The following is a 15288-nucleotide window of genomic DNA, read 5'->3' as shown; positions in this document are numbered from 1 at the left end:
CGGCCTATGTGGATAGCCGACACCGGCCGCGCGGCGGATTCCGGGACAATCAACGGCCCGAACGGGACGTTCGAGGCGAGGCGGAGGGCCAGCTAGCGATGGGCGAGCGGCGAACCATTCCCGGCCGCACGGATCACGTGGTGATCGTCGGGGCCGGGCTGTCCGGGCTGTCCGCGGCGCTGCACCTGGCGGGGGCTGGGCGCGCGGTGACCGTGCTGGAGTCCGCGGACGGGCCGGGTGGGCGGGCTCGGCGGGAGAAGCTGGGCGACTACTCGGTCGACACGGGCGCGACCGTGCTGACCATGCCGGAGCTGATCGACGAGGCGATGGCCGCGGTGGGCGCGTCGCTGGCCGCCGAGGTCGAGTTGGTCGATCTGCACCCCGCCTACCGGGCGCGTTTCGCCGACGGCAGCACTATCGCGGTGCACAGCGACGCCGAGGCGATGGAGGCCGAGGTGCGCCGGGTCGCGGGTCCGGCGGACGCGGCGGGGTACCGGAAACTGCGGAAGTGGCTGACGGCGCTGTACCGGGTGCAGCGCGACCAGTTCATCGGGGCGAACTTCGACTCGCCGTTCGACCTGCTCGGCGCGGACCTGGCGAAGCTGGCCGCGCTCGGCGGGTTCGGTAGGCTCGGGCCAGCGGTGGCCCGGCGGCTGTCGGACGAGCGGCTGCGCAGGCTGTTCTCGTTCCAGTCGCTGTACGCGGGCGTCGCGCCGAACCGCGCGCTGGCCGCCTACGCGGTGATCGCCTACATGGACACCGTCGCCGGGGTGAGCTTCCCGCGCGGCGGGGTCGGCGCGGTGGCCGAGGCGATGGCCGCCGCGGCGGGCCGGGCCGGGGTGCGGTTCCGGTACGGCACGAGCGCGGCGTGGCTGGAGCGCGTCGGGTCCCGGGCGCGGGCCGTGCGCACGACCGCCGGTGAACGCGTCGAGTGCGACGCGGTAGTGCTGACCGCGGACCTCCCGGCCGCTTACCGGCTGCTCGGAGTGTCGCCGCGCAGGCTGCTTCCCTTGCGCTTCTCGCCGTCCGCTGTCGTGCTGCACACCGGCACCAGCGAAACCTGGCCGGACCTGGGCCACCACACGATCTACTTCGGCGACGCCTGGGACGCCACGTTCGACGAACTCACCCGCGAGGGCGTGCTCATGCGCGACCCGTCGCTGCTGGTCACCCGCCCGACCGCGACCGACCCGACGCTGGCTCCCGCTGGGCGCCAGCAAGTCTCGGTGCTGGCCCCGGTCCCGAACCTGCGCACCGGCCCGGTCGACTGGGCGCGCATCGGGCCAATCTACCGCGACGAGATCGTGCGCGTGCTGGAGGCGCGCGGGCTGACCGGGTTCGACGCGTCGATCGAGACGCAGCGGCTGGTGACGCCCGCCGACTGGGCCGCGGCGGGGCTGGCCGAGGGCACGCCGTTCTCCGTGGCGCACACCTTCGCCCAGACCGGCCCGTTCCGGCCGAGGAACCTGGTCCCGGGGGTGGACAACGTGGTGCTGGCGGGCAGCGGGACGACGCCGGGGGTGGGCATCCCGCCGGTGGTGATCTCGGGCAGGCTCGCCGCGCAGCGGATCGTGGGCCGTCTTCCGAGTGAGGGCAAGGTCCGGCGGCGGGGCGAATCCGTCAGCGGACTGTGAGTTACCTCTGGGGGACTGTGACCCTTACGGTGATAATTCACCCGACCGGGGACAGGCGGAGTGTTTCCCTCCTAGCCCGGCACCGGGTGGGCGGCGACGGCGAGGCGGGGAGCGGCGAATGCGGCGACAGCGGCGTGCACGGCGGCCGGACGTGAAACGCGGCCGAGCGGGGGCCATGGTGGCGGGCGTGGCGCTGCTGGCCACCGCGTGCAGCACCGCGGTCAGCGGCAGCCCGGTCGCGGCCGCGATCCCGCCGCTCACGGCCGCCGAGACGGTCGCCCAGTCGCTGCTCGACCTGGGCGAGGCAAGCTTGGTCCGCTACCAGGGCACGATGGACTCGGCCTCGGACGACGAGGTCACCTTTGACGTCGCGGCCGCGGCCAGCGGCGAGGTCACCGGCTCGGTCACCCTCGGCGGCAAGCCCGCGACCGTGGTCGCCATCGACCGGTCCATCTACCTCAAGGCGGGCGCCGACTTCTGGGCCGCGCTGTCGGGGGTCGGCAGCCCCCAGGACAAGGGCACCGCGGTGGCTGACCGGTGGGTCAAGGTTCCCGGTGGCCTGATCGGCGTCGACTTCGCCGAGGTGTTCTCCCCCGAGTCGCTGTCCCAAGACCTGCGAGAAAGCCTGAGCGAGGGCGGTAAGCAGGCGCTGTCCGATGCCGAGCGCGTAGACGTCAACGGCGCGCGAGCCATCAAGATAGCCACGGAGAGCGGCGCGGTTTACCTGGCCGAGAACGCTCCCCACGGCGTGGTGAAGATCGAGCAGGACCGCGCGGGCACCACCGGCCCGACAGCGGTGAAGAACCTGATCGCGACGGTCGGCGACGCGTCGCCGGAGGTGGCGAGGTTCTACCAGGACGTCACCAGGCAGGCCGGTGAGCTAACCGCGCCGGTCGACGTGCTGACCACCGTCGAGGAAGGCACGCACACCTTCGAGGGCTGCGGGGCGGCGAGTTGCTCGATCGTCGTGCAGTTCACCAACACCAGCAAGGTCGCGGTGAAGGTGTCGGTGCGCGGGACCTGGCAGGGCGACGGCGCGCCGCTGGGCGCGTGCGAGACCCAGGCCGGGCCGATCCCGCCGGGCCAGCCCGGCAACGCGACCTGCACGGTCAACACCCCGGAGTGGGTCCAGTTCTTCGAGCGGGCGAACTCCGTGCCCGGCAACCACCCCTACAGCGTCGAGTGGGCGACCGTGGTCCTCGCCGACGCCCCGGACCTGGCCCAGCTCAGCGCGCGGGCCGGGGCCAAGCCCGCCGACGCGAAGAACCGCACGACCGAGGGCTCGCACGTCGTCTACTCGATCGGCTACGGGGGCGGGGGCATGCCGAAGGTGTGGAAATACGGCGTGGTGTCCAGCAAGTTCTGGGCCGAGCACGCCGACGGGCAGCTTCGGGCGTGCCTGGGCAGCACCCAGTCGGTGTGCCGGGTCGACCTGGTCACCGCCGCTGGCGACGCGGTGTCGGCGCACGGCCTGCTCAACGAGCTGGTCGCGGGCTACCGGTCGTCCGATGGCGACTGCCCGGCGGGCCAGTGGGTGGGCTGTAAGCGCTGACACAGCGCCGCCCCGTCCAGCGGGGCGCCCGCGGTGGCGCGTGCGACGATCGCGACCGATGCGCGCCGACTCGACCACCCCGCACCTGGCCGCCGCCTACGCGGAGTGCCGACGGATCAACGCCCGGTACGGGCGCACCTACTTCCTGGCCACGCGGCTGCTGCCGCCGACCCGCCGCCCCTCGATCCACGCCCTCTACGCGTTCGCGCGGGTGGCGGACGAGATCGTGGACACCCCCGGCCCAGATCCCGCGACAGCGCTAACCGAGTTGGACATAGCGCTCAAGAGCGCGCTTACCGGCGAACCGGTAAGCGACCCGGTGCTTCGCGCGCTCACCGACACCGTACGCCGCCACGACCTGGACCCGGCGCTGTTCGCCGACTTCCTGGCGTCGATGCGGATGGATCTGACCGTCACCGACTACCCGGACTTCGCCGCCCTCGCCCGCTACACGCACGGCTCCGCGGGCGTCATCGGGCTGATGCTGCTGCCCGTGCTCGGCACCGTCGTCCCCCGCGCCGAGGCGGCCCCGTACGCGAGCGCGCTGGGCACGGCTTACCAGCTCACGAACTTCCTGCGCGACGTCGGCGAAGACCTCGACCGCGGCCGGGTCTACCTGCCCGCCGACGAACTGGCCGCCTTCGGGGTCGACCGCGAGCGGCTGGCGCGGGCAAGAGAGACCGGCACGCGCGACCCAGCCGTCCGACGCGCCATCGCGCACCTGGTCGCGCACGCGCGGTCGGTCTACCGGTTAGCCGAGCCGGGGATAGCCCTGCTGGACCCGGTGGCGCGGCCGTGCGTGGACACGGCTACCCGGCTCTACGGCGGCATCTTGGACGAGATCGCCGCCGCCGACTACGACGTGCTGAACCGCCGCGCCATGGTCTCCGGCGCGCGACGGCTGTCGGTGGCGTTACCGGGCGCCGCCCGGTGCGTGGCCGCCCGGTTCGGCGGGCTCAGAAGGCGAGAGCCTGGGCCCGCCGCTTGACCTCCCGGCCGCGGTCGCCGCGCAGCGCGTCGACCGGCGTGCCGGGCAGGGTCTCGTCGGCGGTGAACAGCCAGCGCATCATCTCGTCCGGGCTGAACCCGGAGTCGTTGAGCACCGTGATCGTGCCGGAAAGGCCCTTGACGATGCCGTTCTCGTCGAGGAAGTCGGCGGGCACCATCAGCACGCCCTTGCGCCTGATGGCCAGCAGATGATGGTCGCGCAGCGCCTGGTGCACGCGCGTGATGGGCTGGTTGAGACGGTCGGCCACATCGGGCAGCGACAGCACCGGCACCTCGGGGTCGAGCACGTCGGCGGCCGCGGGAATGGAACTCACAGGACACAACGATGCCACACCCGCGCGCGCGAAGCAGTCCTCCGCCCGCCACGCACAAGCCCCTCTGCCCCCAGATTCCCGGGGGCACCCACACGCGGCCGTGACCCTCCGTACGATCCAGCACTGTGGAGGACAAGGGTCCGAGTCTCATCGGCGCGCTGCTTGAGCAGCGGTACCGCGTGGACGCGCCGCTCGCGCGGGGCGGCATGTCAGCGGTGTACCGCGGGCTCGACACCCGGCTCGACCGGCCGGTCGCGATCAAGGTGATGGACTCCCGGTTCGCCGACGACAAGACGTTCGTGGAGCGCTTCGAGCGGGAGGCGCGGTCCGCGGCGAAGATCCACCACCCGAACGTGGTGGCCGTGCACGACCAGGGCCTCGACGGCGCGCACGTCTACCTGGTGATGGAGCTGGTCAGCGGCGGCACGCTGCGTGACCTGCTGGCCGAGCGCGGCACCCTGCCCGCGCCGCTGGCGGTGGCGATCATGGAGCCGGTGCTGTCCGCGCTGGCCGCCGCGCACCGCGCTGGCCTCATCCACCGCGACATCAAGCCGGAGAACGTGCTGATCGGCGCGGGCGGCATCGTCAAGGTCGCCGACTTCGGGCTGGTCCGGGCCGTGGAGAGCCCGGGCACCACGAAAAGCAGCGTCATCCTCGGCACCGTGTCCTACCTCTCGCCCGAGCAGGTCACCACCGGCGCGGCCACCTCGCAGGGCGACGTCTACTCCGCGGGCATCGTGCTCTACGAGGCGCTGACCGGAGCCCCGCCGTACTACGGCGACAGCGCTCTCTCGGTCGCTTACCGGCACGTCAACGACGACGTGCCCGCGCCCGGCTCGAAGGTGGCGGGCATCCCGCCGCTGCTCGATGAGCTGGTCGTCCGCGCGACCCGGCGCGACCCTGCGGTCCGGCCCGAGGACGGCGCGGCGTTCCTCGCCGAGTTGCAGCGGGTCCGGGCGACGCTGTCGCTGCCCCGGATGCGCGTGCCGGTGCCCACGCCCGCGCCGCCGGACGAGCCCGCGCCCCAGCCCTCCGCCCCCACACCCCCGCCCGCCGCGGCAGCTCCCCACCACCCGCCCGCCGCGCCCACCGCCACCCCGCCACACGCGGCCGCGCCCGCGCCCACCGCCGTGCCGCCCGCGCCCGTCACGGCTCCGCCCGCGGCGGCCGTCACCGCGCCCGCCGCCCCCCGGGCCGCGTCCGCCGAGGAGCCGACCGACGTGGTCCGCCCCGGCGACGAGCCGACCGAGACGGGCATGAGCCCGGTCGCGCCGCCCGAGGACCCGGAGGCGACGATCCGGGTGCGGATGTCCGGCCTGCCCACGGCGGCGGCGGTCTCCGGACCGCAGTCCGCGACCGTGGTGCGGCCCGCGCCCACCGGGTTCAGCGCGACGGGCCCGCAGGGCACCCGCGCGATGCTGCGCACCGACCTGGATTCCGTTGCCGACGCCGCCGCCCGGCAGCAGCCGACCGGACCGCGCCCGCTGCCATCGGGATACTTCCCGCTGCCCCCCAACCAGCCGCCGACCGGACCGCAGGCCGGGCCGCCAGGCCCGCGCCGCCGCGGGTGGCGGCCACTGGTGCTGGTCATCGTCGGCCTGCTGGTCCTCGGGCTGCTCGGCACAGGGGTCTGGTGGTTCTCCAGCGGCCGCTACACCGAGATCCCGGCGGTGGCGGGCAAGGACGCCACGACCGCGGAGGAACTGCTGCGCGCGGCCGACCTGGCCCCGCAGATCACCACCATGCGGGACAACTCGGTCGAGGCCGGGCTGGTGATCAGCACCGACCCGGGCATGGGCGCGAAGGCACTGCGCGGCGACCAGGTCAAGGTGGTCGTCTCGGCGGGCAAACCGATCGTGCCCGATGTGCAGACCGGCGCCAGCCAGGACGAGGCGGAACGCGCGATCATCGCCGCGCAGCTTCAGCCGCACTTCGACGACGGCAACGACGTCTACGACGAGAAGATCCCCGAGGGCAAGGTCGTCCGGCTCGACCCGGTCGCGGGCACGAAGCTCGACATCGGGCAACGGGTCGTCGTGGTGCTGAGCAAGGGCCCCGGGCCCAAGACCGTGCCCGACGTGCGCGGCCGCACCCGTGACGAGGCGTTCCAGGCGTTGCGCGACGCCGGGTTCGAGCCCTACGACGGCGCGCCCGAGTTCTCCGCCGACCTCGACGGCGGCCGGGTGATCCGCACCGACCCGCCGGGGACCACCAAGATCGACGCGAAGGCGAGCAAGCGCGTCGCCGTCGTGGTGTCCACGGCCGTCACCGTCCCGGACCTCAACGACAAGACCGTCCCCGAGGCGCAGGCGCTGCTGCAGCCGCTGGGCCTGACCATCGAGTTGCAGCCGTTCGCCAACCCCAGCGGCAAGATCTTCACCCAGAACCCGGCCGCGAACACCCGGGTCGCCAAGGGCACCAAGGTCTCGGTGTTCACCTCCCTGTTCTCCTTCTGACCGGAAAAGACAAGGACCACCGGATAAGACAGAACCGGCGAGCCCCCGAGGGGACTCGCCGGTTCCGCGTAAGAGGGATCTACGAGCGCAGCATCTCGGCGACCAGGAAAGCGAGCTCCAGCGACTGCTGGGTGTTCAGCCGCGGGTCGCACGCGGTCTCGTAGCGGCCAGCCAGGTCGGCGTCGGAGATCTCCTGGGCGCCGCCGAGGCACTCGGTGACGTCCTCGCCGGTCAGCTCGACGTGGATGCCGCCCGGGTGGGTGCCGAGCCTGCGGTGGACCTCGAAGAAGCCCTGCACCTCGTCCACGATGCGGTCGAAGTGACGGGTCTTGTAGCCGGTCGAGGACTCGTGGGTGTTGCCGTGCATCGGGTCGCACTGCCAGATGACCTGGTGCCCGGAGGCGGTCACCTTCTCCACGATCGCGGGCAGCACCTCGCGGACCTTGCTGTTGCCCATCCGGCTGATCAGCGTGAGCCTGCCCGCCTCGTTGCGCGGGTCGAGCCGGTGGACGTACTCCACGGCCATCTCGGGCGTGGTCGTCGGGCCGATCTTGAGGCCGATCGGGTTCGACAGCAGCTCGGCGAAGGCGATGTGCGCGCCGTCGAGCTGGCGGGTGCGCTCGCCGATCCACAGGAAGTGCGCGGACAGGTCGTAGAGCTTGGGCTCCGGGCCGGAGGAGTCCAGCCGCAGCAGGGCCCGCTCGTAGTCGAGCAGCAGGGCCTCGTGGCTGGCGAAGACCTCGACGGTGTGCAGGGAGCTGTCCTCGACGCCGCACGCCTGCATGAACCGCAGGCCGCGGTCGATCTCGGTGGCCAGCGCCTCGTACCGCTCGCCAGCGGGCGAGGTGCGCACGAAGTCGCGGTTCCAGTCGTGGACCTTGGTCAGGTCGGCCATGCCCGCGCCGGTGAGGGCGCGCAGCAGGTTCATCGCCGCGCCCGCGTTGGCGTAGGCGCGCAGCATCCGGCCCGGGTCGGGAACGCGGGCCTCGGGGGTGGCGACCAGCGAGTTGACGATGTCGCCCCGGTAGACGGGCAGGCCGAGCGCGTCGGTCTTGTTCGACCGGGGCTTGGCGTATTGGCCCGCGATGCGGCCGACCTTGACGACCGGAAGGCTCGCGCCGTAGGTGAGCACGACGGCCATCTGCAGCAGGGTGCGGATGTTGCCGCGGATGTGCGGCTCGGTGTTGTCGACAAAGGTCTCGGCGCAGTCGCCGCCCTGCAGCAGGAACGCCTCGCCGCGGGCGACCTCGGCCAGCCGCTGCCCCAGGCGGTCGATCTCGGCGGGCACGGTGATCGGCGGCACGCTTTCGAGCAGGGTGCGCACCTTGCGCACCTGCTCGCCGTCCGGCCACTCCGGCTGCTGGGCAGCGGGGCGGGACAGGGCGTCGTCGAGTCGGGCGCGCAGCGCAGGAGGCAACGGTGGAAGCTCGGGCAGCGTGTCCACCGGCACATCCACAGTCCAGTTCACCCCCATAGCGTAAGAGATGCGGCTAGTCCACCGGCACCCGGGACACCCGTCCCACGACGTGGACCCAGTGCCTGACAGGTGGTACGCGCTTGGGCGCCGGCAATTGCAGACGGCAGGATGCCGACTGTGACCCCCGACATAGCCGAACGGCTGTTGGCGACCGCCGTGGACAACATCCAGCGCGACTACCCGATCCACTGGATGCACCTGATCGACTCACCGGACGATCTGGTGCCGCAGCGGGTGCGCCACCCGATCTTCGCGGGCTCGTTCGACTGGCACTCCTGCGTGCACCAGACGTGGCTCGCCGTGCGGCTGCTGCGCCTGTTCCCGGACCTCGACGGCGCCCCGGCGGCGCGCGCGGGCCTGGACGAGCTGATCACGCCGGAGGCCGCCGAGGTCGAGGCGGAGTTCTTCTGCGGGCCGGAGGGCGCCTTCTGGGAGCGCCCGTACGGCTGGGCGTGGCTGCTGCTGCTCGACGCCGAGTTGCGCGCGTGGCCGCAGGGCCTGCGCTGGGCGCACGCCCTGCGGCCGCTGGTCAAGGTCGTGCGCGGCCGGTGGCTGACCTGGCTCGGCATGGCCCGCTGGCCGGTGCGGGTGGGCACGCACACCAACTCGGCGTTCGCGCTGTCGCTGGGCATCGACGCCGCCCGGACCGTGGGCGACACCGACCTGGCCGCCGCGTGCGAGGCGGCGGCGCTGCGCTTCTACTCCGCCGACCAGGACTACGGCGGCTTCGAGCCCAGCGCGGCCGACTTCCTGTCCCCCGCCCTGGCCGAGGCGGACCTGCTGCGCCGGGTCCTGTCCCGGCGCGAGTTCGCCGACTGGCTCGACGCGTTCCTCCCCGACCTGGCCGCGCCCCGCTGGGCCGTGCTGCGCGCCCCGGTCCCGGTGGACGACCCGACCGACCCGCACGGCTCGCACCTGGCGGGCCTGGCTCTGTCCCGGACGTGGGCGTGGCGGGGCATCGCGGAGGCGCTGCCCGAGGACCACCGCTACGTGCCCACCGCCCGCTCAGCGGAAGCGGCGCACCGCGCGGCCGGGTGGCGGTACGTGTTCGGCTTCGGCTACGCCGCGGAGCACTGGCTGGGCACCTTCGCCGCTTACCTCGACGTCGGCGCGCTGCGGCTTGCCGAGCAGGTGGTAAGCCGGGTTCCGGCAACCCGCGTGCCCGCGGACCCCGCGGTGGGGTGAGCGCCCGCGCCGCGCTTGATCCCCTCCCGGAGCAGCACCACGCCCCCGCGTTGACCGTCATCGCAGCGGCCGAACGCTACGGCTCAGGCGGCTCGGCGCCGTCCCGGTCAGCCCACTCCAGCAAGGGTTCCAGCGAGAAGACGGCGTCATCGATGCCCGCGTGCAGGTCGCCAAGCTCGGCGAAGCGGGCGGGCACGGTGGCGATGGTGAGGTCACGCGGGTCAAGATCGTCTATCTCCGCCCAGGTGATTGGCGTGGACACAGTCCCCTCCGGCACCCCGCGCACCGAGTAGGCGCTGGCGATGGTGTGGTCGCGCGCGTTCTGGTTGTAGTCCACGAACAGCGCCCGCGGATCACGGTCCTTGCGCCACCACGTCGTGGTCACCTCGTCCGGCGCCCGCCGCTCGACCTCCCGCGCGAACGCCAGCGCGGCCCGCCGCACGTCGGCGAACCCCCACTCCGGCTTGATCCGAACGTAGATGTGCAGCCCCTTGCCCCCCGACGTCTTCGGCCACCCAATCGCGCCCAACTCGTCAAGCACCTCACGCGCCACCCGCGCGACCCGCCGCACCGTGCCGTAACCGCACTCGGGCATCGGGTCGAGATCGATCCGCCACTCATCGGGCCGCTCGGTGTCCGCCCGCCGCGAGTTCCACGGATGAAACTCCACAGTGGACATCTGCACCGCCCAGACGACATCGGCGAGCTTGGTGACCGCGAGTTCGTCGGCGTGCCGGTTATAACGCGGAAAGTGCACGCGCACTGTCTCCAACCAGGGAGGGGCGCCGTGGGGGACACGCTTCTGGTGCACCTTCTCGCCGCTGACGCCGTCCGGGAAGCGGTGCAGCATGCACGGGCGGTCCCGGAGTGCACGGACTATGCCGTCGCCGACACTGAGGTAGTACTGGACGAGGTCGAGCTTGGTCTCCCCGCGAGCCGGGAAGTAGACCCGGTCCGGGTTGGAGATCCGCACGGTGTGGTCTCCGACTTCGAGTTCTACCGCTGGGGTCTTACCCGCCATGCCTCCCAACCTAGTGTCCACTTCCGACTGTCTGCCAGCTTTGGGTTTTGCGGGGGCGGGGCTGGTGGGGTTCCGTGGGTGGCTGGCTTCGGGGGCTGCTCGATGGGGTGGAGTGGTTTCTTTGGGGCCCCTACGAAGGAAGATCCCGTCGTGGGAAAGACGGGTGGGGAGCCTTCGGCCCCACGACCACGGCGAGTTTAGGGATCTTCCTTCACCCCCAAAGAAACCACTCCACCCCATCGAGCACTGGGCAGGCTCGGGTGCGGCTTCGTGGGGGACGGGTGGCAGGAAGGCGGGGCTGGCAAGAAAGCCGGGCTGGCCGCAGAGCGGCCTGACACGGCCTGGGCAGGAGGCCGGGCTGACAGCAGAGCAGCCTGGCAGGAAGGCAGCCTGGCAGCAGAGGGGGCTTACAGAAAGGCCGGTCCAGCAGGTGGGCTAGCGGGCTGGCCCACACACAAAGGCCACCCAACCACGCCCGCGACTGCTCTTGTTTTGCCGCCCCACAGCCCCACAACAAAGCCCCACCCACCCTGGGGGCTGACCCCGCTCCAGTCTATCAAGCCAGGCCGACAAAACAGGCCAGAACGATCTTGCCTGTGGATAACTTGCGATCACGGGTGGGGGATTTTCGCGGGGATCAAGTGCGGGCGTAGGTGAGGACAGGGGCCAGTGGGAGGCCTCGGCGGAAGAAGCTGACGGCTACCAAGGGGGCCATGGCGCGGCACCAGCCGTCCAGGCGGTCAGGGTTGAGGGTGGTGGTGGCCAGGAGGGCGTCGCGGCGGGTGGGGATGTTGGGGGCGGAGAGGACGTAGTCGACGGCGTCGAACTCGGGTTCGCCGAGGCAGGCTTTGGGGTCTAGGACGACTAGGCCGCAGGGGGCGCCTGCGTCGAGGAGGTTCTCCCGGTGCAGGTCGCCGTGGAGGAGGACTGGTGGGCCCTGGGTGTCGAGCAGGTCGGCAAGGATGTGGGTTGCTCGGGTCATGTCGTCGGCGGTGACTGGGCCGGTGGGCGGGAAGCGGGGGAGGAACTCGGCGGTCGCGGCGCGTAGGTCGCGGTGGTGTTGGGGGGCGGGGACGGCTGCGTGCAGGTCGCGGAGTAGGGCGCCGAAGCGGGTGGGGGTGGGCCAGCCGACCGTGCCGGGGATCAGTTCCAGCAGCAGCGCGCCCGCGGCGGTGTCGGCGGCGAGGACTTCCGGGACCCGGCCGCTGGGGGCGAACGCGCGCAGCACCTCGGCCTGTTCCTCGGCGAAGACCGGGTCCGGGGACACCTTCAGCACCGCGGGTTTCCCGGCGCGGCGGACGCGCATGGTCACCGCTGACGCTCCTTCGGGGAACACCTCGCCCAGCTCCAGGTCCCAGGCCGCCGCCAGGCGGCTCAGCAGGTTCGGCAGCGCCGCCACCCAGGGCAGCACGGCGTCGCCGAAGCGGCGGCGGAGGCGGTCCTCGATCAAGGGGCGTTTCCGTTCAGAGACTGGGGCGGTGGTGGGCCCACGGGTGCGCGCGTTCGTATTGGGCCGACAGTGACACCAGGCGTCGTTCGGAGTGGGCGGGGCCGACGAGTTGGACGCCGATCGGCATTCCCTTGGGGTCGCGGCCCACCGGCACGGCGGCGACGGGGAGGCCGAGCACGTTCCAGGTCGGGAAGTACGGGATGCGGGCGGAGACCTCGGCGAGGGTGCGGACGGCGCCCGCGTTGTGGAAGCGGCCGATCGCGGTGGGGGTGTGGGTCCACGACGGCTGCAAGATCACGTCGTGGTCGGTGAAGAAGCCTGCCATGCGCTCGTGCAGCCCGGCCTCGGCCGCCCGCGCCCAGCGCAGCACGCTGTCGGGCACGCGGCGGCCGAGGGCGGCGATTCGGCGGGTGCGCGGCTCCAGCCATTCCGGGTGCGGAAGGGCGGCGACGTCGTCGGCGACGCCGCGCAGGTAGCGGACCACGAACTGCGGTGACGGCCGGGCGCCCAACGGTGGGTCGACCACGGCGACGGTGTGGCCGAGGGCGCGCAGCCGGTCCGCGGTGTCGAGCACGGCGCGCCGCCAGACGGCGTTCATCGGCGGCTTCCCCAGCGGTGTTCCCCAGGACAGCGCGATCCGCAGCGGCCCCGGGTCCACGTCGACGGCCTCGCGGTAGTCGCCACCGTCCTCAGCCAGGACGTCGAGCATGGCCGCCGCGTCGGCGACCCGCCTGCCCAGCGGGCCGACGCCGCCCAACCCGTGCCAGCCCTCGGCCGCCGGAGCCAGGGACACCAGCGCCCGGGTCGTCTTGAGCCCGAACACACCGGTGGCGCTGGCGGGCATCCGGATCGAGCCGCCGCCATCGGACCCGGTGGCCGCCCCGACCACCCCCGCCGCGATCGCCGCGGCCGACCCGCCGGACGAGCCTGCCGGGGTGCGGTCGAGGTTCCACGGATTCCGCGTCGCGCCATAGGTGAGGGACTCGGTGAACGGCCACAGACACCGCTCAGGCGTCAACGTGCGGCCGACAAGCACCGCACCCGCCGCCCGCAACCGGGCGATGGCCGCGCTGTCGTTCTCGGCGGGCGGAAACTGCGGCCTGCCGCCGAGCGTGGTCACGTCACCACGCACGTCCAGGTCGTCCTTGACCGCGACCGGCACCCCCAGCACCGGGGTGCGCTCCCCCGCCTCGATCCGCCGCTGCGCGTCCCGCGCCGCCGCCCGCGCGGACTCCGCGTAGAGCACCCGAAACACGTTGAGCGTCGGATTGAGCCGTTCCGCACGGTCCAGCACGGCCTCGGTCAGATCAGGCGCGGTGACCTCACCCGCCCGCAGGGCACGCGCCTGGGCGTCCGCCCCGGCCCAGAGCAGTTCGTCCATGCGGGCACCTTACGTGGCAGCGAAAGCCCGCATCCTGGTCTCGATGATGTGGACCACGTCCGGCCCCTGCTCGGTAGGGAAGATCCACTCACCGCCGTCCGGCAGCCCCACCCGCACAGCTGGTCCACTGTGGATGGTCATGTTCTGGTTGAAAACTCCGGGAACTGGGCGGGTGTGCGTGGCGGTGACAGTCATCGTCTCGACCGAGGTGATTTCCGCGAGCGAGAAGACCGAGCAGAACCGATCGGCGGGGACGAAGCGGTCGCGACTCAGCGAAAGCGCTTTGGTGCTGACGCTCAGCGTGACCCGCCGGTCCTGCGAGGACGTGAACGGCACCTCGATCGGCGAGTCCACCAGGTCGCGGGTGTAGGGCTTGAGCACTCGATCCCGACCGCGCGCGGCAAGCCGGCGACAACCGAACCCACCGACTACCGAACAGCCCAAGAAGACGAGAGCCTCGGTCCTCGGGTCCCACTTTGTCCAGAGAACCAGGTACACACCCGTGTGCAGGCCCCCGATCGCGCCTGCCAATACCGCGCCGATCGGCCACCCGGCGGGGGCGAAACGGACGCGAGTGAAATAGACCGCGCAGACCAGGAGCAACAGACCGGGCGTGAACAGCAACTTGATCTCAAACCGGTCATCGTCGGCGAACCCGGCGACTAGCGCGGCGACGATCGGTGGCAAGGGCATGACCCATCGCAGGAAGACCACTGTGCCCCGGCTCCGGCGCACCCGATCGGCGACCTCGGCCGTCACCGGCCATGCCTTGTCCCGGGCCTCGGCCGCCCGACGCGCGGGGGCAGCGCGGATCATGTGGTAGACGCCCCAGGTGGCGAAGACCAGCATGGCGATCGCCTCGATATAGGTGACGATCTGGTCGGTCGGCGCCATCGGCACCGGATCCGTCGATGTGCTCTCCCACGCCTCGTCGGTGTGGGTGAGCATCAGACCGCCTGCCACTGCCCCGCAAATCGTGGCAAACAGCCGCAGCGGCCCGGCGAAAATGTCCTCGTCACGCGCCGCGAGCCGCATCATGAGCCCGATGAGCCCCACGACGACCATGACTAGCCCGGCGAAAGCCAACTGGATTCCACTGTCATAGGAATCCGAGGGGCTGAACACCCACAACCCGAGAATCACCACACCCGAGGCGAACACGCCCACATGGCTCGCCACCTTCAACTTCCGCATGTCCCCCACCGCATCCACCCGGAACCGCCCACGTCGACGGACAGCCTATGCGACAGTCTCCCCCGCGAACCGCTGATCCGAAGGAGGACGCATGGTCGATCCGTATGAGGTGCTGGACGGTATCGAGGAGCGGGTCAACGCGATGCACCGGCAGGCGCTGGCGGTGCGGGACGAGATGGCGGCGGTGTCGGTCACCGAGCGCAGCCGCGACGGCCAGATCACGGTGACCGTGAACCACATGGGGAACCTCACCGCGCTGGAGATCGGCTCGTCCGCACGCTCGGACCCGTCGCTGGGACAAGACATCCTGCGCACCGTCCAGGCGGCGCAGAGCAAATTGGCCGACGCGATGCGCGAAGGCGTGCCGTCCGTCCAGGCGACGCCGGAAACCATGTCCTCGATCGTCGCGCAGATGCGCGAGATGTTCCCCGAGCCCGCGCCGGACGAGTACGTGCGAGGTGGCGACCGGCTAGGAGACCAGGACAGCTTCGCGTCCCGTTTCCTTCCAGACGACCCCGCGCCCACCCCGCCGCCACGGCCTCGACCCACCCGAGCCCGCTCGGACCAGGCACCCGATGACGACGACTACTACTCCAGTGGCGATTTCTTCCGCTGA

The 15288-nt window shown here is 71.9% G+C and carries 12 protein-coding genes; 6 read left to right on the top strand and 6 right to left on the bottom strand.

What is annotated here, in order from left to right; genetic code table 11:
- The first annotated feature begins 98 nt into the window (after positions 1 to 98).
- The 3 genes from crtI (at position 99) to ACZ6SD_RS08440 (ending at position 4174) form a co-directional block, all read left to right on the top strand.
- Positions 99 to 1634 (top strand): phytoene desaturase family protein, encoded by a 1536-nt coding sequence (crtI, locus tag ACZ6SD_RS08450; RefSeq protein WP_465316265.1) that lies wholly within the window; start codon positions 99 to 101, stop codon positions 1632 to 1634.
- Positions 1635 to 1752: 118 nt separating this feature from the next.
- Entirely contained in the window at positions 1753 to 3186 is a 1434-nt protein-coding gene (locus tag ACZ6SD_RS08445) for a hypothetical protein (RefSeq protein WP_465316264.1), read from the top strand.
- Positions 3187 to 3244: 58 nt separating this feature from the next.
- Positions 3245 to 4174, top strand: a complete 930-nt coding sequence (locus ACZ6SD_RS08440; RefSeq protein WP_465316263.1) for a phytoene/squalene synthase family protein — start codon at positions 3245 to 3247, stop codon at positions 4172 to 4174.
- Here ACZ6SD_RS08440 and ACZ6SD_RS08435 read toward each other — a convergent pair.
- Positions 4143 to 4508, bottom strand: a complete 366-nt coding sequence (locus tag ACZ6SD_RS08435) for an Rv2175c family DNA-binding protein (protein ID WP_465316262.1) — start codon at positions 4506 to 4508, stop codon at positions 4143 to 4145. The two genes, ACZ6SD_RS08440 and ACZ6SD_RS08435, sit on opposite strands and share 32 nt — an antisense overlap.
- Positions 4509 to 4633: 125 nt before the next feature.
- Between ACZ6SD_RS08435 and ACZ6SD_RS08430 the strand changes: the two genes are divergently transcribed.
- Positions 4634 to 6964, top strand: a complete 2331-nt coding sequence (locus tag ACZ6SD_RS08430) for a protein kinase domain-containing protein (protein WP_465316261.1) — start codon at positions 4634 to 4636, stop codon at positions 6962 to 6964.
- A gap of 79 nt (positions 6965 to 7043) precedes the next feature.
- Here ACZ6SD_RS08430 and ACZ6SD_RS08425 read toward each other — a convergent pair whose 3' ends face one another.
- Entirely contained in the window at positions 7044 to 8432 is a 1389-nt protein-coding gene (locus tag ACZ6SD_RS08425; RefSeq protein WP_465316260.1) for a class II 3-deoxy-7-phosphoheptulonate synthase, read from the bottom strand.
- Between the two features lie 126 nt (positions 8433 to 8558).
- Here ACZ6SD_RS08425 and ACZ6SD_RS08420 point away from each other — a divergent pair, with 126 nt between their 5' ends.
- Positions 8559 to 9626: a DUF2891 domain-containing protein gene (locus ACZ6SD_RS08420; RefSeq protein WP_465316259.1), complete on the top strand. Its 1068-nt coding sequence runs from the start codon at positions 8559 to 8561 to the stop codon at positions 9624 to 9626.
- A 76-nt stretch (positions 9627 to 9702) separates the two neighbouring features.
- Here ACZ6SD_RS08420 and ligD read toward each other — a convergent pair whose 3' ends face one another.
- From ligD to ACZ6SD_RS08400, 4 genes are all read right to left on the bottom strand, one after another.
- Complete coding sequence (gene ligD / locus ACZ6SD_RS08415) at positions 9703 to 10647, bottom strand: non-homologous end-joining DNA ligase (RefSeq protein ID WP_465316258.1); 945 nt, start codon at positions 10645 to 10647, stop codon at positions 9703 to 9705.
- 637 nt (positions 10648 to 11284) lie between these two features.
- Positions 11285 to 12097 (bottom strand): phosphotransferase, encoded by an 813-nt coding sequence (locus ACZ6SD_RS08410; RefSeq protein ID WP_465316257.1) that lies wholly within the window; start codon positions 12095 to 12097, stop codon positions 11285 to 11287.
- Positions 12098 to 12110: 13 nt separating this feature from the next.
- Positions 12111 to 13478 carry an amidase family protein gene (locus ACZ6SD_RS08405; RefSeq protein ID WP_465316256.1) on the bottom strand — a complete coding sequence of 456 codons (1368 nt, stop codon included), beginning with the start codon at positions 13476 to 13478 and terminating at the stop codon, positions 12111 to 12113.
- Positions 13479 to 13487: 9 nt separating this feature from the next.
- Complete coding sequence (locus ACZ6SD_RS08400; protein WP_465316255.1) at positions 13488 to 14672, bottom strand: hypothetical protein; 1185 nt, start codon at positions 14670 to 14672, stop codon at positions 13488 to 13490.
- Positions 14673 to 14763: 91 nt separating this feature from the next.
- Here ACZ6SD_RS08400 and ACZ6SD_RS08395 point away from each other — a divergent pair, with 91 nt between their 5' ends.
- Positions 14764 to 15288 (top strand): YbaB/EbfC family nucleoid-associated protein, encoded by a 525-nt coding sequence (locus ACZ6SD_RS08395; RefSeq protein WP_465316254.1) that lies wholly within the window; start codon positions 14764 to 14766, stop codon positions 15286 to 15288.

It is taken from the genome of Actinokineospora sp. NPDC051303, from assembly GCF_055586285.1.
Note: the sequence above shows the minus strand (reverse complement) of the source record. Positions and strands in the feature narration are given on the sequence as shown.

Excerpts from the sequence above, each read along its gene's own strand:
- ACZ6SD_RS08400 (WP_465316255.1), bottom strand. The coding sequence starts at position 14,672 with ATGCGGAAGTTGAAGGTGGCGAGCCATGTGGGCGTGTTCGCCTCGGGT.
- ligD (WP_465316258.1), bottom strand. The coding sequence starts at position 10,647 with ATGGCGGGTAAGACCCCAGCGGTAGAACTCGAAGTCGGAGACCACACC.
- ACZ6SD_RS08440 (WP_465316263.1), top strand. The coding sequence starts at position 3,245 with ATGCGCGCCGACTCGACCACCCCGCACCTGGCCGCCGCCTACGCGGAG.
- ACZ6SD_RS08405 (WP_465316256.1), bottom strand. The coding sequence starts at position 13,478 with ATGGACGAACTGCTCTGGGCCGGGGCGGACGCCCAGGCGCGTGCCCTG.
- ACZ6SD_RS08395 (WP_465316254.1), top strand. The coding sequence starts at position 14,764 with ATGGTCGATCCGTATGAGGTGCTGGACGGTATCGAGGAGCGGGTCAAC.
- ACZ6SD_RS08445 (WP_465316264.1), top strand. The coding sequence starts at position 1,753 with ATGCGGCGACAGCGGCGTGCACGGCGGCCGGACGTGAAACGCGGCCGA.
- crtI (WP_465316265.1), top strand. The coding sequence starts at position 99 with ATGGGCGAGCGGCGAACCATTCCCGGCCGCACGGATCACGTGGTGATC.